We start from the raw sequence: 21118 nt of genomic DNA on the forward strand, positions 1-21118 counted from the left end.
GAGTGTCGAACGGCCTGGGGTCAGGGGACCTTCGCCCCGTACGGGACGCCGGCCGCAGCGGTCACTCTGAGCAAGGGGGATGACCATGCCGTGGATCCTGGACGGCCTCGCCGATCTGCACGGCGCGCTGCGCGCCGACGGCTACACCGTGATCGGCCCGACGTATCGCGACGGGGCGATCGTCCTCGCCGAGCTCGCGTCGGCCGACGATCTCCCCTACGGCTGGGGCGTCACTCTCGAACCGGGCGGATACCGCACCCGCCGCCGCGAGGACGACGCGGCGTTCGCCCACTCCGCGGGGCCCCAGTCCTGGAAGCCGTTCCTGCACCCGCCGCGCGTGAAGCTGTGGGAGGGCCGGCGCACCGAGGACGGCGGCTTCTCGATCGAGACGGAGGAAGAGACCCCACCGCGCTACGCCTTTCTCGGGGTCCGCCCCTGCGACCTGCGGGCGATCGGCGTGCTGGACCACGTGATGATCGGCGGCGCGCACCCCGACGAGGCGTACGGCGCGCGCCGTACCGGCGCGTTCATCATCGCGGTCAACTGCACCGAGCCCGGCGAGACCTGCTTCTGCGCGTCCATGGGCACCGGCCCGCGCGCGGACACGGGTTACGACCTGGTGCTCACCGAGCTGATCGGCGAAGGACGGTTCCTCGCCGAGGTCGGCACCGGCGCGGGCGCCGCGCTGCTCGACCGGATCCCCCGCGAGGAGGCGGACGAGGCCGTGACGGAGGGGGCGCTGGCCGAGGTCGCGGCCGCCGCCGACCGGATGGGCCGGGAGATGCCCGAACCCGAGGGACTGCGGGACCTGCTGGCCGGCAGCCTGGACGCGGCCCGCTGGGACGACGTCGCCTCCCGCTGCCTGACCTGCGGCAACTGCACGATGGTCTGCCCGACGTGCTTCTGCACGACCGTCGAGGACGTCACCGACCTGACCGGCGAGCACGCCGAACGCCGGCAGCGCTGGGACTCCTGCTTCGATCTGGACTTCTCCCACCTGCCCGGCGGAAGCGTGCGCACCTCCGGCAAGAGCCGCTACCGCCAGTGGCTGACGCACAAGCTGGGCACCTGGCACGACCAGTTCGGCTCCTCCGGCTGTGTCGGATGTGGCCGCTGCATCGTGTGGTGTCCCGTCGGCATCGACCTGACCGAGGAGGTCGCCGCCCTGCGCGAAGAGCAGGAGGAACGGCGTGACTGAGCGTCTGTCCGGATCTCTTCTCGCCGCTCACGGGCTCTTCCGGGGCATGCCGGCGCACCACCTGGACCGGCTGGCGTCGGTGGCCAGGGCCGAGGACCTGCCCGCGGGTCATCGTCTCTTCGACGAGGGCGGCCCGGCCGACCGGTTCTGGTTGATCCGGTCCGGTCGCGTCGTGCTCGACCTCCACGTGCCCGGGCGCGGCGACCTGATCATCGAGTCGCTCGGACCCGGGACGGTGCTGGGCTGGTCCTGGCTCTTCCCGCCCTACGAGTGGAGGTTCGGGGCCGTCGCGGCCGAGCCGGTCCGCGCCATCGTGTTCGACGCCACGGCCGTACGGGTCGGGTGCGCCGCCGATCCGGCGCTCGGGTATGAGCTGACCCGCCGGTTCGCCGCGGTCATGCTCGACCGGCTGCAGAACACCCGCATGCGCCTTCTCGACCTGTACGGCGCGCCGGCGGGAGGCCCCTGGTGACCGCGATGACGCCGACGCCGTACCGGGTGGTTACCCGGCACGCGGAGACGCACGACACGGTCACCCTCACCCTGGAGCCGTGCGACGCGGCGATCGCGCCGGTCCGGCCCGGGCAGTTCACCCTGCTGTACGCCTTCGGCGTCGGGGAGGCGCCCATCTCGGTCAGCGGCACCGGGCCGCTCCTCGACCAGACCGTCCGCGACGTCGGCGCGGTCAGCCACGCCCTGACCGTCGCCGGGCCGGGACAGATGATCGGCGTCCGCGGCCCCCTCGGCGTCGGCTGGGGCATCGAGGAGACCACCGGCCGCGACGTCGTCCTCGCCGCGGGCGGCATCGGGCTGGCACCGCTGCGCTCCGCGCTGCTGTACGCCCTGGAGCACCGCGCCTCCTACGGCGACATCACGCTCCTGGTCGGCGCCCGTACGCCCGGGGACCTGCTGTACGCCGCCGAAATGGCGGACTGGCGCGGGCGAGGGGTACGGGTCGAGGTGACCGTCGACCGGGCACACTCGGGCTGGGACGGGCAGGTCGGCCTGATCACCACGCTCGTCTCCCACCTCGACGCCGCGCCGGACGCCGTGGCGTTCGTCTGCGGACCGGAGATCATGATGCGCCTCACCGCGCGGGAACTCCTCGCCCGGGGGATCGATGACGTCCGGATCTCCCTGGAACGGAACATGCGCTGCGGAATCGGCTGGTGCGGTCACTGCCAGCTCGGCCCGTGGCTGCTCTGCCGCGACGGTCCGGTCGTGCCCTACCGCGACGCCGCGCCGCTGCTCAGCGTGAGGGAACTCTAGGAAGGGAGCCGACGGTGCCTCCCAAGCTGGCCGTGTGGAAGTTCGCCTCGTGCGACGGCTGCCAGCTCAGCCTCCTCGACTGCGAGGACGAGTTGCTGACGCTCGCCGGCGAGGTCGAGATCTCCCATTTCCTGGAGGCCTCCTCCATGATCGCGCCCGGACCGTACGACGTCTCGCTGGTCGAGGGATCCATCTCCACACCCGCCGACGCCGAACGCATCAGGCACATCCGGCGCGTCTCCCGGCGGCTGGTCACGATCGGGGCCTGCGCCACCGCGGGCGGCATCCAGGCCCTGCGGAACTACGCCGACACCGAGGAGTACCGCTCGGTCGTCTACGCCAAGCCCGAGTACGTCGCGACGCTCGCCGGCTCCACCCCGATCTCCGCGCACGTTCCGGTCGACTTCGAGCTGCGCGGCTGCCCGATCGACCGGAGCCAGCTGCTGGAGGTGATCTCGGCCTACCTCGCCGGCCGCAGGCCCGGCATCCCCGACCACCCGGTCTGCTTCGAGTGCAAGATGCGCGGCACCGTCTGCGTGATGGTCGCCCACGGCACCCCGTGCCTGGGACCGGTGACCCACACCGGCTGCGGTGCGATCTGCCCGGCGTACGGGCGCGGCTGCTATGGCTGCTTCGGCCCCGCGACCAGGCCGAACCTGGGTTCGCTGAAGACGTGGCTGGGCAGTATCGGCATGTCACGCCCGGACGTGGACCGGGCGTTCGCCACCTTCAACGTCGCCGCGTTCGAGGAGCAGCCGGATGACCCACCGTGAGCGCACCTTACGGGTGGGCGCCCTGGCACGCGTCGAGGGCCAGGGCGCGATGTACGTGCGGGCCCGCGACGGCCGGGTCGAGGAGGTCCGGCTCGACATCTATGAGCCGCCGCGGTTCTTCGAGGCGTTCCTGCGCGGCCGCGCCCACACCGAACCGCCCGACATCACCGCCCGGATCTGCGGGATCTGCCCGGTCGCGTACCAGATGAGCGCGTGCCGGGCCATCGAGGCCGCCTGCGGCGTCACCGTCAGCGAACCCCTGGAGGCGCTGCGGCGCCTGCTGTACTGCGGCGAGTGGATCGAGAGCCACACCCTGCACATCTACCTGCTGCACGCCCCGGACTTCCTCGGTTACCCCGGCGCCGTGGAGATGGCGCGGGACCACCGGCACGTCGTCGAACGCGGCCTCGCGCTGAAGAAGGCCGGAAACACGATCATGGAACTGATCGGCGGCCGGCCCATCCACCCGATCAACGTCCGGGTCGGCGGCTTCTACCGCGCACCCACCCGAGCGGAGCTCGCCGCGCTGACCGGCCCGCTGCGCCGCGCCCTCGACGACGCCCTCGCCACGGTCGAGTGGGTGGCCGGCTTCGACCTGCCCGACGACCGGCTCGACCACGAGTTCCTGGCCCTGACCGCCGACGTGTACCCGATCGAGGGCGGTGTGCCGCGCACCACCGGCGGGCGGACGTTCGAGGTCGCCGACTTCGAAGACCACATCATCGAGGAGCAGGTGCCCCACTCCACGGCCCTGCACGCCCGTCTCGCCGGAGGCGGCCGTTACCTGACCGGCCCCCTGGCGCGGTACGCGCTCAACCGGGATCGGCTGTCGCCGCTCGCCCGCGACGCCTCCCGCGCGGCGGGCCTCGGACCGGTGTGCCGCAATCCCTTCCAGAGCATCGCCGTACGCGCCGTCGAGGTCGTCTACGCGGTCGAGGAGGCACTGCGGCTCATCGAGGCGTACCGGCCGCCGCCGGACCCGTACGTCGCCGTACCGCCGCGCGCCGGCATCGGACGCGGGGCGACGGAGGCGCCGCGAGGAGTGCTGTTCCACCGCTATGAGCTCGACCCCGCCGGCCTGATCGGTTCGGCGCGCATCGTGCCGCCGACCTCGCAGAACCAGGCGGCGATCGAGGACGACATGCGCGCCGTGGTGCAGGCGCGCCTCGACCTGGACGACGCGGCGCTGACGGCCGTCTGTGAGCGGGCGATCCGCAACTACGACCCGTGCATCTCCTGCGCGACGCACTTCCTCGACCTGACCGTGGAGCGCTCGTGATCGTCATCGGCGTCGGCAACGAGCTCCGCCGCGACGACGGCGCCGGGCCGGCCGTCGTCGAGGAGCTGCGGAGCCGGCCGCTGGAGGGGGCGACCCTGGCGGTCTCCGACGGAGAGCCGAGCCGCCTCCTCGACCTGTGGGCGGGCGCGGACCTCGCCGTGGTGGTCGACGCCGTGCCGTCCACCGGCGAACCCGGCCGCGTCCGCGAACTCGGCACCGTGGGCGACGTCGCGTCGGGCACGAGCAGCCACGCTCTGGGCCTCGGCGTCGCGACACGGCTGGGCGAGGCCCTCGGCCGGATGCCCGCCGCGCTGCGGATCTACCTCATCGAGGGCGCCGACTTCGGCTTCGGCGACGGCCTGAGCCCACGGGTCGTAGGGGCCGTGACCGAGGTCGCCGACCGCATCACGGCGCTCAGCCGCGAAGCCCGCTGCTAGGGCTCGTTCCTGCGTTCGATCGAGACGCCTCCGCCGTGCAGCGGAAGCCGGAATCCGCTCACGCGTTCGAGGCGGAGGCGGATCAAGTAGGGCTTGGGACGCCGGTCCCAGGACACCGGCCGGTGCCTGGCGACGGGATCGGGTTCGGCGGTGAGCTCGGCGTGGCCGACCGCGAGCACGCTCCATCCGGCGCGGAGGGCGGGTTCGAGGTCGTCGGCCTCGAACGAGATCGTCCGACCACTGCGTACGGCGTCCAGCTTGCCTCCGGCGGCGGTGCGGAAAACGATGTCCTCACCGGTGAGGGCGAAGTTCACCGGAACGACGGTGACCTCACCGTCGTCCGCTGCCCAGGCGACGCGCCCGACGTCCACCGAACGCAACAGCGAAAGGCAGGCGTCGCGGCCGAGCATCCGATGGTCGTCTCGCTGGCCGGTCATGCCATCTCCCACGTTAGATGACCGGGCGTCATCCTCCTGGCGGACGGAAGTCATGGGAAACCGGGACCTTTCGTCCTTCGTCGTCGTGAGCTGCGACTCCTACCCCCCGAGTACCCCGGCGGTCAGGTTGGAGGTGACAGCGGAGGAAGACGCCCGGGATCACGGGCCGAACGCGATATTGCGAGGAGGCACCATGACGAGCCTGCCGACGCGGTTCCTGCTGGGCAGTACGGTCACGGCCGCACTGAGCATTCCGCTTTACGGAGCCTTTGCCGCGGCCGCGGCGGGCAGCGCGAGCGCCGACGTGGTCGCCCGTACGCCGAGCCCGCAGACACGCGCCGACCTGGCGAAGGCCATGCGGGGCGAGGCCTTCGCGAACGTCTCGTACCGCCTCTACGCCGACCAGGCCCGCCGGGAGGGACTGCCGTCGGTGGCCCGCCTGTTCGAGCGGACGGCCACGACCGAGCGGGACGAGCACTTCGCCGAAAGCGCGCGGATGGCCGGCCTGGTCGGCGACGACGCGGCGAATCTGCGGGCCGCCATCGCCGGCGAACACTACGAGCACAACACGATGTACCCGGGGTTCGCCCGGCAGGCCGCAAAGGACGGCGACGCCAACGCCTCGGACCGCTTCGCGGAGATAGGCCGCGACGAGGGCCGGCACGAGACCGCGTTCCGCACCGCCCTGAAAGTCGTCCAGACCGGACGGGGAGCCGTTCCGGCGGCGCCGGACGTGACCCCTCACCAGGTGTCGGCGGGCCCGGCCAAGGTCCGCGCGGAGCGGACGAAGACCAACCTCGACACCGCCATGCACGGCGAGGCGCAGGCGTACGCGAAGTACAACCTGTGGGGCGAACGGGCCACCGACAAGGGCGACCCGGACGTCGGACGCCTGTTCCACGGCACCGGCGAGGTGGAGCGCCAGGAGCACTTCGCCGAGACGGCGGAGCTGGCCGGACTGGTCGGCAGCACCCGCGACAACCTGAACAAGGCCATCGCCGGCGAACGGTACGAATCAACGACGATGTACCCCTCCTTCGCCGACCGCGCCACGAGCGCCGGAGACACCGAAGCCGCCCGCATGTTCTCCGACACCGCGAAGGACGAGGGACGGCACGCGCGCGCCTTCGAGCAGGCACGGAACCGGCTCGGTCAGGAGGGCACCGGCGCCTCGTCCTCCTGAGCCGCATCGCGGATCAGAAGGCCTGAGCCCCGGATGACAGAGAGAAGTACGCCTCTTCCTCCTGGGCGAAATGCAAGGTCAGCACGGCGTGGAGGCCGTAGAGGCACGCCTTGAGATCGTCGAGCTGGTCCGGCCGGAGACCGCCCTCGGCGGCGAGGCCGAGGTGGTGGCCCAGCCGGCGGACGAGACGCTCGATCTCGGCGTGCCCGCGGCTCATGGTGGTCGTCGTCTCCGTACCGCCGAGCGCCCGTGCCACGGCGGGATACAGCCGGGTCTCCTCGCCGCGTTCGTGCGGCAGGAGCGTGCCGACGAGGAACCGGTGCACGTCACGGACACGCTCCAGCGCCTCGGGCGTCGCCGAGAGGGTGTCGGCGACCGTCCGGAGGTTCTCCAGCGGCGGCCGGAGAAAGGCGTGCTCCCGGCCGAACCGGCGCAGCAGCGCGTCCGTCGCGAGGTCGAGCGGGACGCGGGTGCCCCGGCCCCCGCGCAGGGCCCGCAGGGCGTTGAGGATCACCGCGGCGTCGATGCCCTCCTGCAGCAGCGCGCCGGCCGCGGGCGGGATCAGGCCGATGGCCGCCCCGGCCATCGCCACCAGCGACAGCAGCATGCCGGCGCCCGCGCTCTGCACGGCGATCCTCCGCGCCCGGCGCGCGACGTCCATGGCGTCGGCCAGGCGGCCGAGCCGGTCGGTGGTGATGACGATGTCGGCGGCCTGGGAGGACGCGGCGGCGCCCCGCGCGCCCATGGCGACGCCGACGTCGGCGGCGGCCAGCGCCGGGCCGTCGTTGATGCCGTCCCCCACCATCGCGCTGACGTCCGGCTCGTCGCGGACCGCCCGTACCTTCTCCGCCGGTGAGCACTCGGCCTGGACCTGGTCGACGCCCAGCACGGTCGCCACGCTCTCGGCGACGTCGGCGCGGTCGCCCGTCAGCATGACGATCCGCCGGATCCCCGCGGAACGCAGCCGCCGCAGCGTGCGCGGCGCGTCGGCGCGGACGGCGTCGCGGAGCAGGACGACCCCTCGCGTTCTTCCGTCCAGGGTCACCCACACGGTCATGGCGCCGTCGAGCGCCGCGCGGGCCCGCACGCCGGACATCCAGGCGGCCTCCGAGACCGCCTTGCCGACGGTCACGCGCCGGCCGTCGACCCGGCCTCGCGCACCGCGGCCGGGAACCTCCCGGACCTCGCAGGGCCGGGGCAGGCTCAGGCCGCGCTCATGAGCGGCCCGGACGACGGCCTCGGCGAGCGTGTGCGCGGACATCTGGTCGATGGCGGCCGCCAGCCGCAGCAGCTCGGCCGGGTCCGTCTCCGCGTCGGTGACCACGTCGGTGACCTCGGGACGGCCGGTGGTCAGCGTGCCGGTCTTGTCGAGGATCAGGGTACGGGCGTGGCCGAGGGTCTCCAGGGCCGCGCCGCCCTTGACGACGACCCCGTGACGGGCCGTACGCGAGATGCCGGCGACGATGGCCGCCGGCGCGGCCAGCAGCAACGGGCAGGGCGTCGCGACGACGAGCACGGCGACCGCGCGGACGAGCTGCCCGGACGCCAGCCACGCCCCGCCCGCCACGGCCAGGCTCAACGGGAGGAAGAGCACCGCGAAACGGTCGGCGAGGCGGACGACCGGCGCGCTCTCCGCCTGCGCCTCTCGCGCCAGGCGCACGACCCCGGCGTACGTGCTCTCCTCGGCGGTCGCGGTGGCGCGCAGGTCGAACGGGTCACCCGCGTTGAGCGTCCCGCTGCGCACGGCCGCGCCCACGTCGTGTTCCACCGGCAGCGCCTCGCCGGTGAGCGCGGACTCGTCCAGGAACGCGGCCTCGCGTTCGACCACGCCGTCCACCGGCACGACCGAACCCGCGGGCACGAGCAGGCGGTCACCGCGCACGACGTCCTCGACCGGCACGCGCCGTACGGCACCGTCCTCGTAGCGCCGCGCCTCGTGGGGAGTGCGCTCCAGCAGGGCCCGCAGGTCCCGTCGCGCCCGGCCGCTCGCGTAGTCCTCCAGCGACCGCCCCGTCGCCAGCATGACCGCGATCAGCGCGCCGGCGAGGTACTCGCGGACCAGAAGGGAGCCCAGGAGGGCGAGGACCGCGATCAGGTCGACGCCGAGCCGCCGCTGCCGGAGGGCGACCAGGACCCACCACACCGCCGGGACCAGCGCGAAGAGCGTCGCGCCGGCCCACAGGACGTCGGCCGGCCCGGCGAGCCCGAGGGCGCGGCAGAGCCCTCCGGCCACCAGCGGCCCGGCGGTCCCGGCCGCCAGGGCGACGCGGCCCGCGCCGGCTCCGGTCATCCCGTTCCGTCCTCACCGCCGAGCCCGAACCGGACCGACCGTCCCGCCGCGAGGACGGTGACGGGTCCGTCGTCCACCGCGACCCGGACCGGCGGCCGGGTGGAGAGCGGCAGGGCGAGACGGACCGCCCTGTTGTCGGCGGACAGGCGCAGGCCCGAGTGGCCCCGGTACTCCAGCTCCATCGCCAGCCCGGGCAGGTCCGGCGGCAGCGCCGGGTCGACACGGAGGACGCCGTCGCGCAGCTCGAGTCCGGTGTAGCACCGCTGGGCGAGATCGAGCGTTCCCGCCATGGCGCCGAGGTGGATGCCCTCGCTCGTGGTGCCGCCCTGGACGTCGTGCAGGTCGCCGTCGAGGGCTTCGAGGAAGAACCGCCAGGAGGCGGGGCGGTCGGAGCGGGCGAGCACCCAGGCGTGCACGACGGCGCTCAGCGTCGAGCCGTGTGAGGTGCGGGCGAGGTAGTACCGCACCGTCTCGGGGATCGTCGCGGGGGCGAAGCGGTAGCCGAGCCGGGCGAACAGCGCACGCAGTTCGTCGGCGGTCAGCAGGTAGAAGAGCATCAGCACATCGGCCTGTTTGGACGCCTTGTAGCGGTTCGGAGTGTCGCCCTCGGCCTCGAGGATGCGATCGAGACGCCGGATGTCGCCGTACCTGTTCCGGTAGCCCTCCCAGTCGAGCTCGGCCAGCTCCTCGTAGCCCTCGAACTGGCTGATGATCCCGTCCCGATGAAAGACCACCCGCAGCCGCCGGCTGACGTCGTCGAACTGCGCCAGCTCTTCGTCCGTCAGGGCCAGCCGCTTCCGGAGTACGGCTCGCCGTCCCGGCGGCAGCAGGTCCAGCACGTCCAGCGCCCGCCACAGCGTCCAGGCCGCCATGACGTTGGTGTAGGCGTTGTTGTCCAGACCGGGGCGGTCGGCGTCCGGGTAGGCGTCGTGGTACTCATCGGGTCCCATGACACCGCGGATGTCGTACCGGCCGCGTGAGCGGTCGTAGGTCGCGACGTCCGCCCAGAACCGGGCGATCTCCAGCAGCGTCTCCGCGCCCTCCTCGCAGAGGAACTCCAGATCGCCGGACGCCTGGTGGTACTGCCAGATGTTGTAGGCGATCGCCAGCCCGACCTGCCGCTGCAGGCGCGAGTTGTCCGGCAGCCAGCGGCCGGAGCGGGGGTTGAGATGGAGGACCTGCGTCTCCTCACGGCCGTCGCTCCCGCTCTGCCAGGGGTACATCGCGCCGGTGTGGCCGGCCTCCCGGGCCGCGCGCCTGGCCGCCGGCAGTCGCCGCCGGCGGTATCGCAGCAGGGCGCGGACCACCTCGGGGAACCGCAGGCTGAGGAAGGGCAGCACGAACAGCTCGTCCCAGAAGACGTGCCCACGGTAGGCCTCGCCGTGGAGACCGCGAGCGGGCACGCCGGCGTCCACCCCGGCGGTGTGCGGTGACACCGTCTGCAGCACGTGGAACATGTGCAGGTTGACGGTCCGCTGCGCCGGGCCGCCGCCGACGTCGAGGCGCGCACGACGCCACAGGCGATCCCACGCCCGGCCGTGCCGGGCGCGCAGTTCGGCGAAGCAGGGTGCGCTCGCCGCGGATCGCCGAGCCGCGGCGGCCGGCGGCTCGGCCGGAGAGTCGAGCGAGGTGTGCAGGCCGGCCACCTTCTCGATCGTCACGGCCTCGCCCGGGCTCATCTCCACGGTCACATGGCGGGCGATCCAGCCGGGCTCGCCGTGCGTCTCGCGGCGCGTGGCCTCGCACGCGTGGACGGCGTTGCGGCACGCCAGGGCGATCCGGACCGCGGAGGTGGCCGTGTCGACGGTCAGCCAGAGGAGATCGCCGTCCGCGCCGGCCGAGTCGACGATCAGATGCCGGTCCGCCAGTCCGCGATAGCGCGCGACGCCGCGGTTGCGCACCCGGGCGTCGAGGCCGGATCGGAGCTCCAGCGAACCCGACCAGTTCTCGGCGCGGATCGTGGTCAGCATGGCCGCGAGGTGCGGGTCGTCCATCGACACGAGCCGCTGCTGATCCACAGCGGTCACCCGCCCCGCCTCGTCCTGGTAGCGCAGCCACCGGCGCAGCAGGCCGTGGCGCAGGTCCAGCTCCTGGCGGTGCTCCAGCAGCCGGAAGCCCTCGGGGGCGAACCAGCGCCCGTTCTCCGCGCGGAAGGTCAGCGGCAGCCAGTTGGGGGCGTTGACCAGGTCCTCGTTGACCACCCTGCGCCCGGCGACCCACGAGGACAGGCGGTCATAACAACCCGCGATGTAGGTGCCGGGGTAGTGCACGCTCCCGGCGCTGGCCTCAGGCGCCGCTCCCCGGGTGGCGAAGTAGCCGTTCCCCAGCGTGCACAGCGCCTCGCGCAGCCGCACCTCGGCGGGATCGAACCCCTGGTAGACGACGCACCAGGGCCCCGTGGTCCGCGCGCGTTCAGGCGGCACGCGTCCTGCGGAACCGCAGTTCGGCCAGATCCGTGAGCACCGGATCGGCTCCGTGCTCGCGAAGGCCCGTCGCCCCCGTACGGTCGACGCCGACGACGACGCCGAAACCGCCTTCGCGCGCCGCCGCCACCCCGGCCGCGGACGCCTCGATGACCGCCGTGTGCCCGGGCGAGGCGCCCAACCGCTGCGCCACCTGCAGGTACAGCTGTGCGCTGGGGTGTTCGGGCAACGCGGTGCCGGGAGCGTCGAGGCCGTCCATGACCACGTCGAACAGGTCCGTCGCCCCCGCCCTCCTGAGTATCTCGGCGCCCTCGGGATGGACCGAGACCGCCGCCGTACGGACGCCGTCCCGGTGCAGCCGGCGTACGGCCGCTAGCGTGGAGGCGAAGGGACGAAGGCCGTACCGGCGGACCTCGCCGAGGAAGAACTCCTCCTGGCTCATGGCCAGGCCACGGAGATCGTCGAAGGGCAGGACGATGTCCCGGGAGGCGAGAAAGGCGCGCAGACCCTCCAGCCGCGGCCGTCCGCACATGTACCGCAGGTAGTCCGCGCGGACGTCGAAGGGCGTGAAGGTCGTCTCGTGGACCGCCGCGTGGGCCCGCAGAAACGGATCGAGCGCCGTCTTCCACGCCGCCGCGGTGGTCTGGGCGCCGTCGACGATGGCGTCCACTCCGAAGATCACCGATGTGACGCTGTGCGCCGATTCGCCGAGTACGCAGCCGCCGTTGATCCTGGTTCTCATCGTGGCCCCCTCTTCGCCTCCCCAACCTCGCCGATCACGACGGCCCGTGACCAGGGGCTTCGGTCCCGGCACGGTCGCCCGAAGGGCCCAGACCGGCCCGGCCGGCCCGCCGGAGACGGGCGGCGTCGGCGCGCTCCGCCTCTTCGAGCGCCAGGTCGATCTCCTTGATGGCGGCGGTCAGGCGGGGAAGCCAGCGATCTTCGAGCGCTCGGATCCGCTGCCGGATGACGGCGATCCGCCGCGCCGCGCGGCGTTCGGCCTCCCGCGCCACGGCGTGGTCGACGGCGGCCTGGAGCGCGGTCCGCGCGGCTCTCCGCGCCTCGGCGAGGGCCGCCGAGCAGGCCATCGGCGGTGGATCCCCGGCCGGTCGGCAGGTCGCGGCGGCGGGATGGCGCAGGCCCATGGTCTCCTCCCAGCGGACCGTAACGTCGGCCGGTGGCGACGGCCACAGAGCCCGGCGTCCGTCCGACATGCAGGCGCGCAGGGCCCACATGTCGGCGTCCGCGCACGCGGACTCCCACGCGCGGCGGGTCCGCTCGGCAACGGACGCCAGCCGGTCGTGCTCTCGCACGAGGATCCGGAGTTGGCGCTGGAGGACGTCGACGCCGCGCCGGGTGACCTCCAGCCGGCGGCGAAGCCACAGCCGGCCGGCCCGGCCCGGTGGGACGCGCGCCAGGATGGTCATCGCGTCCCACCTCGCTCGTCCTCCTTGGGAAGGCGTGCGTCCAGCTCAGCGGAGTCGATCATGGTCAGTTCCGGCCGTGGCAGCGTGCTCAGCGCCTGCCACGCCCGGTCCATGGTCTCTTCCAGCGCACGGCTCTCGCCCGGACGCTGGGCCAGGACGCGGTGCCGGAAGCTCAGTTCGAAGTCGATGAAACGCCGGTCCGTCTCGCTGAGCGCGGACGCGCCGATCAGCTCGGCGAGCTCACGCGCCTGGCGAGCGCGGGCGAGAGCGGCGAGGATCTGTGCGGCCAGATCCATGTGGGCCGGCGTCACGGCGGCACGCATCAGCCGGGACAGTGACGCCAGGACGTCGATCGGCGGGCGGACGTCGACGTCGGGGGCCAGCACGATCTGGCCCTCGGTGATGTATCCGGTGAGGTCCGGCACCGGATGGGTCATGTCTCCGGCCGGCATGGTGAGGACCGGCAGCACGGTGATCGAGCCCGCCCTGTCGCGGATCCGCCCGCACCGCTCGTACAGGGAGGCCAGGTCGCTGTAGAGGTAGCCGGGGTAGGCGCGCCTGGCCGGGATCTCGCCCCGTGCCACCGACACCTCGCGCAGCGCCTCGCAGTAACTCGTCATGTCCGCCAGGACGACGAGAACGTGCCGTCCGCCGGTGAACGCCAGGTTCTCGGCGATGGTGAGGGCCAGCCGTGGGGTGAGGACACGCTCGATGACGGGGTCGCCCGCCAGGTTGAGCAGGAGCGTCAGTTCTCCCGCCGCGGAGCGCTCCTCCAGCGTGTCGCGCACGGTCGCGGCGTCGGCGTGGGTGAGGCCCATGGCGGCGAAGACGACGCAGAACGGCTCGCCTCCGGCGCCGGCCTGCGCGCCGATCTGGGCGGCGAGTTCCAGGTGCGGGAGTCCCGGCGCGGAGAAGATCGCGATCTTCTGCCCCCGTACGAGCGTGGTCAGGGCGTCGATCGCCGAGATGCCGGTGAGAACCGGCTCCGCGGGTGGGCTTCGCCGTGTCGGGTTGAGCGGTGCGCCGCCGACCGGCGCGTCGGCGGCGCCGAGAACGGGAGGTCCGCCGTCTCTGGGCCGTCCGCGGCCGTCGCAGACCCGGCCGAGCCAGCCGTCGCCGACCGGGATCTTGAGCGGACTTCCGGTGAACGCCACCCGGACGCTCCGCCGGGTCATCGCGTCGGTGCCCTCGAAGACCTGGACGACCGCCAGGTCCCGGTCCACCTCGAGGACGAGCCCGCCGCGTTCCTCACCGGAGTCGAGCCGGACGCGGGCGTACTCGTCCCAGCCCACGCCGGAGACGCCCCGCACGACGATCAGTGGACCGCGCAGGTCGGTGACGTCGGTGTACTCCGGCTCGGGCCACATCGATCAGCACCGCCTCAGCCCGGACCCGCGGCGCCGGGCCCGGCCCGCTGCTCCTTGGCCCGCAGCAGACGAGAGAAGTCGCGTCCCTCGATCTCCTCGGCCGGGACCCCGCGCGCCGCCATGGCCTCGCATTCGGCGATGGCGGCGAGGATCCCGTCGGTGAGCGCGGCGGTGCGCTCGGGCGCGCTGAAGGCGTCGACGGCGCTCAGCGCGCTCTGCCGCAGCACGCCCTCCCGCAGCATCCGGCCGGCCAGGAGCGCCACACGCTCGTGCGCGGGCAGGGACTCGGCTCCGACGAGCTCGGCCAGCAGGCCGAGCCGGTCGGCCTCGGCGAGTATGGACGCCACCCGCCGGCGGCGCTCACCCCAGCCGGGAATCCCGTGCCGGGCGTACCAGCCGGCGAGGGTGTCCGCGTCCCGGGCGAACGAGGACGCCCACGACACGGCGGGATAGTGCCGGGAGTAGGCCAGGTCGCGGTCCAGGCTCCACAGGCAGCGGACGAAGCGCTGCGTGAGGGTGGTCACCGGCTCGGTCATGTCGCCGCCCGGCGGGGAGACCGCGCCGATCACGGTGACCGACCCGATCCGGCCGCCGAGCGTGGTGACCCGGCCGGCGCGCTCATAGAACGCCGCCAGGGCCGACGCGAGGTCCGCGGGATAGCCCTCTTCGGCGGGCAGCTCTCCGTGCCGCGACGCGAACTCCCGGCGAGCCTCCGCCCAGCGGGAGGTGGAGTCGGCGATGACCACGACGTCACAGCCCATGTCGCGAAAGTGTTCGGCCACGGTCATGGCGGTGTGCACGCAGGCCTCGCGCGCCATCATCGGCATGTTGGAGGTGTTGGCGATGACGACCGTACGGTCGGCGAGGCGGCCGCCCGTCCGCGGATCGGTCAGCTCGGCGAGTTCGGCGACCACGTCGGCCATCTCGTTGCCGCGCTCGCCGCACCCGACGTAGACGACGACGTCGGCGTCGCACCACTTGGCGATCTGCTGGAGCAGCACGGTCTTGCCGGTGCCGAACCCGCCGGGGACGGCCGCCGCGCCACCGCGCGGTACCGGCAGCAGCAGGTCGACGACGCGTTGCCCGGTGACCAGCGGGACGAGTTCCTCCAGACGTTCCCGGTACGGTGCGGGGCTGCGGACCGGCCGCCTGCGGCACAGCGTGATGTCGCGGTCGCCGACGGACGCCACCGGCACGTCCGGCGCGCAGCGGCCTGGTGGGCGGATCGCGGTGACCCGTCCCGGCACGGGAGTGAGGACGGCGTAGGGCACGGCGCCCGCCCCTTCGACGGTGCCGACCGGCTCTCCCGCGCCGAGTTCGTGGCCCTGGGGGACGGCCGGGGTGAAGCGCCACTCCTTCGGGCGCGGTGCGCTCCGCACGGCCGTCAGCCAGGTGCCCGCGTCCGTCAGCGGACGCAGGAGCCCGTCGAACACCCCGCCCAGCAGGTGGGGCCCGAGGGGCGCGGACAGCGGCTCGCCGTACGCCTCGGCCGGATCGCCGGGTGCCAGTCCCCCGGTGTACTCGTACGCCTGAACGGTCGCGCTGTCGCCGCGGATCGCGACGACCTCTCCCGGGATGCCGGCCGTGCCCAGGCCGACGAGCGTGAACATCCCCGCCTCCGGAAGGCCGCACACCTCCACCAGCGGGCCGTCGACCCGGGTCAGGACTCCCACAGTCGTTCCACCTCCGCGCCGAGAACGTCCACGGCGTGATCGGCGAGCGCGGCGGCCGAGCAGTCCACGCGGCGGTCCGCGGCGACGGCGATGACGCCGCCGCCCGGGGCGGTGACGGTCCGCGCACCGCCCCCGGCGCGGTCGCACGCCAGCCGCCGCAGCCGGTGCACGGTCACCGGGCTGTCCGCGCACAGCGAGGCCACCGCGGACCGGACCCGGCGGCGAAGCTCCTCGTACGCCTCCCGGCGAGCGGCGAGGACGATCGTCCTCGCCCTCCGCCGTGCCCGTACCCGGTCCGCGCGTGCCGAGGCGGTGGCCTCCGAGCGGCCGGTCGCGTGGGCTTCGGCGAGGATCCGACCCGCCTCGGCGCGGGCCTGCGTGAGCAGGGCGTCCGCGGCGGCGTGTGCCTCCGTGCGGATCCGCGCGGCGTCGCGTCTCGCCTTCCGCAGCAGCGAGCCCGCGACGGGATCGAGGGCGGCCGTGACGAGCGGCCTCGCGCCTTCCTCTCCGTACCGGGGTTCGGCCATGTCACGCCTTTCCGAGGAGCAGGATGCCGATGACCAGCCCGTAGATGGCGATGCCCTCGGAGAGGCCGACGATCACGAGCACCCGCCCGAACAACTCCGGGCGCTCGCTCATGGCGGCCACCGCCGCCGCCCCTGTGTAGGCCACCGCGATCCCGGCGCCGATGGTGGAGCCGGCGACGGCGATTCCGGCGCCGAGCAGGGCGGCCGGGTTCCTCGTGGCGCCCGCGCCGGCGGCCACCGCGGCGGTCACGTGCGACGCCGACGACGGCTCCGCGGTCAGCGCGATCGCCAGGACGACGAGGGCGGCCACCGCCACCGCGGCGTCGGCGAGCAGGAGCAGCCGGACCACGCCCGGACCGCGACGGCGCAGGAGCCGGGCGACGACGAGTCCGGCGACGATCAGCGGGAGGCCGGCGAGCCATGCGGCCATGGGGAGACCTCCTCCGTGATGACGGGTAGCCGCCAGGGGCGGAACGGGCGTCCCTGGGCCTGGAAGACCCGGGAGAACAGCTCGTAGTACTCCAGACGCAGCGCCTGGACGGCCACCACCAGGCCCTCCAGCGCGAAGGCGAGCAGGTTTCCGGCGACGAAGACGGCGACCGCCCCGGCGGCGCCGGCCGTTCCCCGCGGCCACAGGGCACGGGTGCCCGCCCAGACGATCGAGCCCAGTGCCGCGTGCGTGAGCCCGAAGGCCGCGAGCCGTGTGAACGAGGCCACGTTCGAACCGAGGCCGAGGACGGTGTCGAACAGTTCGACACAGGCTTCGAAGACGCCTCCTTCGCCGGTGAAGCCGACGAAGATCAGGACCATTCCCAGCGACGCCAGCACCGCGCCCAGGACGACCAGCGGCACCAGGCTCGCGTACCAGCCGGCCGCGACGACCGCCAGCCCGGCGAACAGCGCGACTCCGGCGATCCCCGAAGAGGCGTAGAGCGCGGCCCTCCAGCCCGCCTCGCGAACGCGGTTGACGGTGCCGAGAGCCAATGCGCCGGCCAGCAGCGCCGCGCCCACGAAGACCGCCGCCGCCATCAGCGCCACCGGACGCTCCAGCGGCCGTAGCCACAGTGCCGGCAGCACGCCGGTGGGGCCGAAGAACTCCCCGTACAGCGCGCCGAAGACGATCCCGGCCAGGCCCGTGCCCGCGGCGAACGGCCAGGCCCGCCGGAACCGCGCCAGGCGGTGCCAGAACGCCAGTGCGGCGGCGATCAGCAGCAGCAGCGCCCCGTGGCCGACGTCCCCGAACATCATCCCGAACATCAGCAGGAACGCCCCCACGGCGACGGGCGTCGGATCGACGTCCCGGTACGGAACCGTGCCGTACGTCTCGACGAGCGAGCCGAGCGACCCGCGCACGCCGCCGGGACGCAGCATCGACGGGATCTCCACGCCGCGGGGACGGGACAGGACGACGACCGCCCCGTCCACGGCCTCGAGGTCCGCGGACAGGCGCCCGACCGTGTCGGCCGGGGCCCAGCCGGCGATGGCGCTCACCCCGTCGCGGGTGGTCGAGGCCCGCGAGTGTGCCCGCAGTGCCGCCTCTCCCGCGAGGAGTTCGGGCCGGCCCGTGGCGGGCGGAGGCAGGACCGACAGGACCGCCTCCGGCGCGGGAGCCGGCGTCGCGTCGTCGAACTCGACGGTCCCGGTGCCGGCCAGCCGTACGAGGACGGCTCTCATCCGGTCCGCCGGGGCCACCACGGCGATCCGGTCCATCCGCACCGGTCGAAGGGACTCACGCCATGACCGCATCGAACGCCTCCCGAGGGTGACCGCCACGTGAGGCCAGCTCCAGCGCGGCGCGCACCCGCCGCGCGTCGGCCGCGAGCACCGCCACCGCGCCGAGCACCGGTCCCTGATCCAGGCGTGCGCCCGACAGGAGCGCGAGCCCGTCGCGTTCCAGCCGGGACCACCAGCGCGCCTCGGCGGCCCACAGGTCGGCGGGATGCCGGACTCCCTGGAGCGCCCAGGCGGCATGGTCGGGCAGACGGCGGCCGAACTCGGCGAGGTCGCCCGCCCGTACGGTCCGCCTCCCGACGAGGTCGGCGGGAGGTTCCGGCACCGGGCGCTCTTCGGCGAAGCGTTCGCGCGCGACGAGCAGTGCGAGGGCGCCGGCGGCCCAGGGCCGGGTGTCCGGCGAGATGGCGGCGACGCGGCGGGCCCACTGCGTCCTCATGCGGAGCTGGATGCTCCGCGCGTCGTCCCCGCCGGGGTCGCCCCAGGGCGACGCGGCGAGCGCGCGGCGGAGATCGGGCGCGTTCCGCAGGTCGGACCAGGCGGTGGCCATCGTGCCCAGCTCGAAGAACGGGCCGCCCGACATCAGCGCGTCGACGTTCGCGATCTCGAACCAGCCCGCCAGCGCGCGTAGCGCCGCGGCGCCGGTGCCGGGCAGCCAGCCGGCGAGCACCCGCACCTGCCAGAGCAGCGTGCCGAGGAGCGCGTGCTGGGCCTCGACGAGGCTCTGACCGGGACGGACCCCGCGCCGATACGGCGTCGCGTCGAGCCGGGCCAGCGCCCCTTCCAGGGCGGGCGAGGACGCGACCCGGCGCGCGACGTCGGGCCCGGCGCAGCGCCGGGCGAGAGCCCTCGCTCGTGTGGTTCCCGCCACCCAGGCGGCCGTCACGACGTCCCGCCGATCCTCACGGTCCGGCGCGGGCTCCGGCGGCGTTCGCGTACGGGCGCCGGCTCACCGCAACTCCCGTTCGAGAAGTCCCACGGCTTTGTCGATCATCTCGGGCATCCGCTCCGCGGCGAGGCGGCGGATGTCGTCGGCCTGCCGTTCGGCCTCGGTGATGACGGCCGCGTTCTCCGCCGCACTACGCGCACGGGCCTCCGCCATGGCTTCGCGCCGCCGCGTGGGAGCCGCCGCTCGCGCCTCGGCGACGATCGCCTCGGCCCGTTCCCGTGCCCGCGCGGTCTCGGCGCTCGCGTCACGCCTCGCGGCGTCGCCGATCGCCCGGCATTCGGCGTGGACCGGCTCCAGCGCGCGGAAGACCGCCATCAGCTCCTCGGCCGATCAGCCGGTACGCCCGTGCGTGCGGCGGCGCCGGGAGCGACCGCCGGACGCCAGCGCCGCAGGAAGTCGCGCAGGGTCGGCATGTCCACATGCTCGCCAGCCCGTGGCCCGGCGGGCAGGGGCGCATGGACGCCTGTCGAGGGACCTTCGGCCCGGTTCGGCGATCACGGCCGTTCTGCCCCACCGGCAGGGGACGGATGGCCCTGGATGCCGCGACCTCCGGGGGCCAGAGTGGGCCAGAGTGGGAGAGCACGGGAGGAGCCAGACCATGCCAGCGACCTTCACCGGAGAGCCGGGGCGATGAGCGCCGCCGGGGTCGCGGAGACCCATGCCGGGGTGGTGTTCTTCGTCGGCGACCGCGCGTTCAAGCTGAAGAAGCCGGTGAACCTCGGTTTCCTCGACTTCTCCACGCGTGAGCGCCGCGAACGCGCCTGCCACCGCGAGGTCGAGCTCAACCGGCGCTTCTCCCCCGACGTCTACCTCGGCGTCGCCGACGTGACCCTGTCGTCGGGGCTGCCCTGCGACCACCTCGTCATCATGCGCCGGATGCCCGCCGAACGGCGGCTCTCCCACCTCGTGGAGACGGGCGTTCCGGTGGACGACGCGCTGCGGGCGATCGCCCGCCTGCTCGCTCGCGTGCACGCGAGCGCTCCCCGTGGGGAGCAGATCTCCGCGGAGGCCACCCGCGATGCCGTACGGCGGCGCTGGACCGACGGCTTCGACCAGGTCAGGCCGTTTCACGGGCGGGCGATCGACGCCCGGGAGGCCACCGAGATCGAACGGCGGGCGCTGCGCTTCCTGGACGGGCGAGAGCGCCTGTTCGACGCCAGGATCCGCGAAGGCCGCGTAGTCGACGGGCACGGCGACCTGATGGCCGATGACATCTTCTGCCTCGACGACGGCCCTCGGGTGCTGGACTGCCTGGACTTCGACGACCGGCTGCGCCGGCTGGACGGCCTCGACGACGCGGCGTTCCTCTGCATGGATCTGGAGCGCCTGAACGCGCCGCGGCTCGGCGAGCACTTCCTCTCCTGGTACTCCGAGTACGCCGACGACCCCGCGCCGCCCTCGCTGCGTCACCACTACATCGCCTACCGGGCGTTCGTCCGCGCCAAGGTCTCCTGCCTGCGCTGGGGCCAGGGCGAGGCCGGGGCGGCGGCCACCGCCGGACGGTACGCCGAGATCGCCCTGCGCCATCTGAACGCCGGCGCCGTACGCGTCATCCTCGTCGGCGGGCTGCCCGGCACCGGCAAGTCCGCGCTCAGCGAGGCTCTCGGCGACCGGCTAGGCTGCACCGTCCTGGGCAGCGACCGGATCCGCAAGGAACTCGCCGACGTCTCCCCGGACGTCTCCGCCGCGGCGGCGTTCGGCGCCGGGATCTACACCGCCTTCTGGAACCGGCGCACCTACGCCGAGCTGCTCAGGCGCGCGACAAGGCTCCTCTCGTACGGCGAATCGGTCATCCTCGACGCCTCCTGGACCTCCGCCGAGTTCCGGGCGGAGGCCGCCGCGCTCGCCGAGCACGCCGACCTGACCGCCCTAAACTGCCATACGCACCTCGCCGAGGAGCGCCTGCTCACGCGCACCGGCGGCGTGTCCGACGCGGACCCGGCGATCGCGGCCCGGATGGCCGAAACGGCGGCCCCCTGGCCGGACGCCGTACCCGTCGACACCTCCGGGCCCGTCGAGAAGTCCGTCGAGCTCGCCCTGTGCGCCATCCGTCCGCCCGGGGCCGCTCACGTCTGGCATCGCCGCCCGCAGCTGGCGCCCGGCTGAGGCACCACGCGGACGTGAAGGGGGGACCCATATGAGGCATCGGACGGTA

At 73.7% G+C, this 21118-nt stretch carries 20 protein-coding genes; 8 read left to right on the forward strand and 12 right to left on the reverse strand.

The annotated features are described in order from the left end of the window. Positions 1-85 precede the first annotated feature (85 nt). From QSK37_RS18940 to QSK37_RS18965, 6 genes are read left to right on the forward strand one after another with little or no spacing between them, the layout of a single operon-like run. The gene (locus QSK37_RS18940; RefSeq protein ID WP_285571826.1) at positions 86-1198 is read left to right on the forward strand and encodes a 4Fe-4S dicluster domain-containing protein; all 1113 of its coding nucleotides are present in this window, start codon (positions 86-88) and stop codon (positions 1196-1198) included. Next, the gene (locus QSK37_RS18945) at positions 1191-1670 is read left to right on the forward strand and encodes a cyclic nucleotide-binding domain-containing protein (protein WP_285622706.1); all 480 of its coding nucleotides are present in this window, start codon (positions 1191-1193) and stop codon (positions 1668-1670) included. The genes QSK37_RS18940 and QSK37_RS18945 overlap by 8 nt, the downstream gene beginning before the upstream one ends. A gap of 5 nt (positions 1671-1675) precedes the next feature. Continuing rightward, positions 1676-2467: an FAD/NAD(P)-binding protein gene (locus tag QSK37_RS18950; protein ID WP_285623536.1), complete on the forward strand. Its 792-nt coding sequence runs from the start codon at positions 1676-1678 to the stop codon at positions 2465-2467. A 14-nt stretch (positions 2468-2481) separates the two neighbouring features. Beyond that, entirely contained in the window at positions 2482-3240 is a 759-nt protein-coding gene (locus QSK37_RS18955) for an NADH-quinone oxidoreductase subunit B family protein (protein ID WP_285622709.1), read from the forward strand. Then, complete coding sequence (locus tag QSK37_RS18960; protein WP_285622712.1) at positions 3227-4519, forward strand: Ni/Fe hydrogenase subunit alpha; 1293 nt, start codon at positions 3227-3229, stop codon at positions 4517-4519. The genes QSK37_RS18955 and QSK37_RS18960 overlap by 14 nt, the downstream gene beginning before the upstream one ends. Then, positions 4516-4956 (forward strand): hydrogenase maturation protease, encoded by a 441-nt coding sequence (locus tag QSK37_RS18965; RefSeq protein ID WP_285622715.1) that lies wholly within the window; start codon positions 4516-4518, stop codon positions 4954-4956. The genes QSK37_RS18960 and QSK37_RS18965 overlap by 4 nt, the downstream gene beginning before the upstream one ends. On the opposite strand, the gene QSK37_RS18970 is transcribed toward QSK37_RS18965, so the two are convergent. Then, positions 4953-5393, reverse strand: coding sequence for a pyridoxamine 5'-phosphate oxidase family protein (locus tag QSK37_RS18970; protein WP_285622718.1), 441 nt, complete (start codon positions 5391-5393; stop codon positions 4953-4955). The genes QSK37_RS18965 and QSK37_RS18970 overlap by 4 nt on opposite strands. Positions 5394-5586: 193 nt before the next feature. On the opposite strand from QSK37_RS18970, the gene QSK37_RS18975 reads away from it, so the two are divergent. Beyond that, positions 5587-6576: a rubrerythrin family protein gene (locus tag QSK37_RS18975; RefSeq protein WP_285622720.1), complete on the forward strand. Its 990-nt coding sequence runs from the start codon at positions 5587-5589 to the stop codon at positions 6574-6576. 13 nt (positions 6577-6589) lie between these two features. Here QSK37_RS18975 and QSK37_RS18980 read toward each other — a convergent pair whose 3' ends face one another. From QSK37_RS18980 to QSK37_RS19030, 11 genes are all read right to left on the reverse strand, one after another. Further along, a complete protein-coding gene (locus QSK37_RS18980) occupies positions 6590-8866 on the reverse strand; it encodes a heavy metal translocating P-type ATPase (RefSeq protein ID WP_285622723.1) in 2277 nt (758 codons plus the stop codon). After that, positions 8863-11289: a glycoside hydrolase family 65 protein gene (locus QSK37_RS18985; RefSeq protein WP_285622725.1), complete on the reverse strand. Its 2427-nt coding sequence runs from the start codon at positions 11287-11289 to the stop codon at positions 8863-8865. The genes QSK37_RS18980 and QSK37_RS18985 overlap by 4 nt, the downstream gene beginning before the upstream one ends. Continuing rightward, positions 11279-12031 carry an HAD family hydrolase gene (locus QSK37_RS18990; protein WP_285622729.1) on the reverse strand — a complete coding sequence of 251 codons (753 nt, stop codon included), beginning with the start codon at positions 12029-12031 and terminating at the stop codon, positions 11279-11281. Before QSK37_RS18990 ends, QSK37_RS18985 begins: the two co-directional genes overlap by 11 nt. 34 nt (positions 12032-12065) lie before the next feature. Beyond that, positions 12066-12716 carry a V-type ATP synthase subunit D gene (locus QSK37_RS18995; RefSeq protein ID WP_285622732.1) on the reverse strand — a complete coding sequence of 217 codons (651 nt, stop codon included), beginning with the start codon at positions 12714-12716 and terminating at the stop codon, positions 12066-12068. Then, complete coding sequence (locus QSK37_RS19000) at positions 12713-14083, reverse strand: V-type ATP synthase subunit B (RefSeq protein WP_285622735.1); 1371 nt, start codon at positions 14081-14083, stop codon at positions 12713-12715. The genes QSK37_RS18995 and QSK37_RS19000 overlap by 4 nt, the downstream gene beginning before the upstream one ends. A gap of 14 nt (positions 14084-14097) precedes the next feature. Then, on the reverse strand, positions 14098-15756 hold the full coding sequence (locus tag QSK37_RS19005; protein ID WP_285622736.1) for a V-type ATP synthase subunit A: 1659 nt from the start codon (positions 15754-15756) through the stop codon (positions 14098-14100). After that, a complete protein-coding gene (locus QSK37_RS19010; RefSeq protein ID WP_285622739.1) occupies positions 15744-16283 on the reverse strand; it encodes a V-type ATP synthase subunit E family protein in 540 nt (179 codons plus the stop codon). The genes QSK37_RS19005 and QSK37_RS19010 overlap by 13 nt, the downstream gene beginning before the upstream one ends. A gap of 1 nt (position 16284) precedes the next feature. Next, a complete protein-coding gene (locus QSK37_RS19015) occupies positions 16285-16713 on the reverse strand; it encodes an ATP synthase subunit C (protein ID WP_285622742.1) in 429 nt (142 codons plus the stop codon). Then, positions 16683-18029: a V-type ATPase 116kDa subunit family protein gene (locus tag QSK37_RS19020; protein WP_285622744.1), complete on the reverse strand. Its 1347-nt coding sequence runs from the start codon at positions 18027-18029 to the stop codon at positions 16683-16685. Before QSK37_RS19020 ends, QSK37_RS19015 begins: the two co-directional genes overlap by 31 nt. Further along, on the reverse strand, positions 18013-18900 hold the full coding sequence (locus QSK37_RS19025) for a hypothetical protein (protein WP_285622746.1): 888 nt from the start codon (positions 18898-18900) through the stop codon (positions 18013-18015). Before QSK37_RS19025 ends, QSK37_RS19020 begins: the two co-directional genes overlap by 17 nt. 63 nt (positions 18901-18963) lie before the next feature. Continuing rightward, positions 18964-19278, reverse strand: coding sequence for a hypothetical protein (locus tag QSK37_RS19030; RefSeq protein ID WP_285622749.1), 315 nt, complete (start codon positions 19276-19278; stop codon positions 18964-18966). Positions 19279-19593: 315 nt separating this feature from the next. Here QSK37_RS19030 and QSK37_RS19035 point away from each other — a divergent pair, with 315 nt between their 5' ends. Continuing rightward, positions 19594-21069, forward strand: a complete 1476-nt coding sequence (locus QSK37_RS19035) for a bifunctional aminoglycoside phosphotransferase/ATP-binding protein (RefSeq protein ID WP_285622752.1) — start codon at positions 19594-19596, stop codon at positions 21067-21069. Positions 21070-21118: the final 49 nt, after the last annotated feature.

Source organism: Actinoallomurus iriomotensis (genome assembly GCF_030269445.1).
In the GTDB taxonomy this organism is placed as follows: Bacteria; Actinomycetota; Actinomycetes; order Streptosporangiales; family Streptosporangiaceae; genus Actinoallomurus; species Actinoallomurus iriomotensis.

Coding starts and splice junctions, on each gene's coding strand:
- QSK37_RS18940 (WP_285571826.1), top strand. CDS start 86: ATGCCGTGGATCCTGGACGGCCTCGCCGATCTGCACGGCGCGCTGCGC.
- QSK37_RS18950 (WP_285623536.1), top strand. CDS start 1,676: ATGACGCCGACGCCGTACCGGGTGGTTACCCGGCACGCGGAGACGCAC.
- QSK37_RS18960 (WP_285622712.1), top strand. CDS start 3,227: ATGACCCACCGTGAGCGCACCTTACGGGTGGGCGCCCTGGCACGCGTC.
- QSK37_RS18970 (WP_285622718.1), bottom strand. CDS start 5,393: ATGACCGGCCAGCGAGACGACCATCGGATGCTCGGCCGCGACGCCTGC.
- QSK37_RS18975 (WP_285622720.1), top strand. CDS start 5,587: ATGACGAGCCTGCCGACGCGGTTCCTGCTGGGCAGTACGGTCACGGCC.
- QSK37_RS18980 (WP_285622723.1), bottom strand. CDS start 8,866: ATGACCGGAGCCGGCGCGGGCCGCGTCGCCCTGGCGGCCGGGACCGCC.
- QSK37_RS18990 (WP_285622729.1), bottom strand. CDS start 12,031: ATGAGAACCAGGATCAACGGCGGCTGCGTACTCGGCGAATCGGCGCAC.
- QSK37_RS18995 (WP_285622732.1), bottom strand. CDS start 12,716: ATGACCATCCTGGCGCGCGTCCCACCGGGCCGGGCCGGCCGGCTGTGG.
- QSK37_RS19000 (WP_285622735.1), bottom strand. CDS start 14,083: ATGTGGCCCGAGCCGGAGTACACCGACGTCACCGACCTGCGCGGTCCA.
- QSK37_RS19010 (WP_285622739.1), bottom strand. CDS start 16,283: ATGGCCGAACCCCGGTACGGAGAGGAAGGCGCGAGGCCGCTCGTCACG.
- QSK37_RS19015 (WP_285622742.1), bottom strand. CDS start 16,713: ATGGCCGCATGGCTCGCCGGCCTCCCGCTGATCGTCGCCGGACTCGTC.
- QSK37_RS19020 (WP_285622744.1), bottom strand. CDS start 18,029: ATGCGGTCATGGCGTGAGTCCCTTCGACCGGTGCGGATGGACCGGATC.
- QSK37_RS19030 (WP_285622749.1), bottom strand. CDS start 19,278: ATGGCGGTCTTCCGCGCGCTGGAGCCGGTCCACGCCGAATGCCGGGCG.
- QSK37_RS19035 (WP_285622752.1), top strand. CDS start 19,594: ATGAGCGCCGCCGGGGTCGCGGAGACCCATGCCGGGGTGGTGTTCTTC.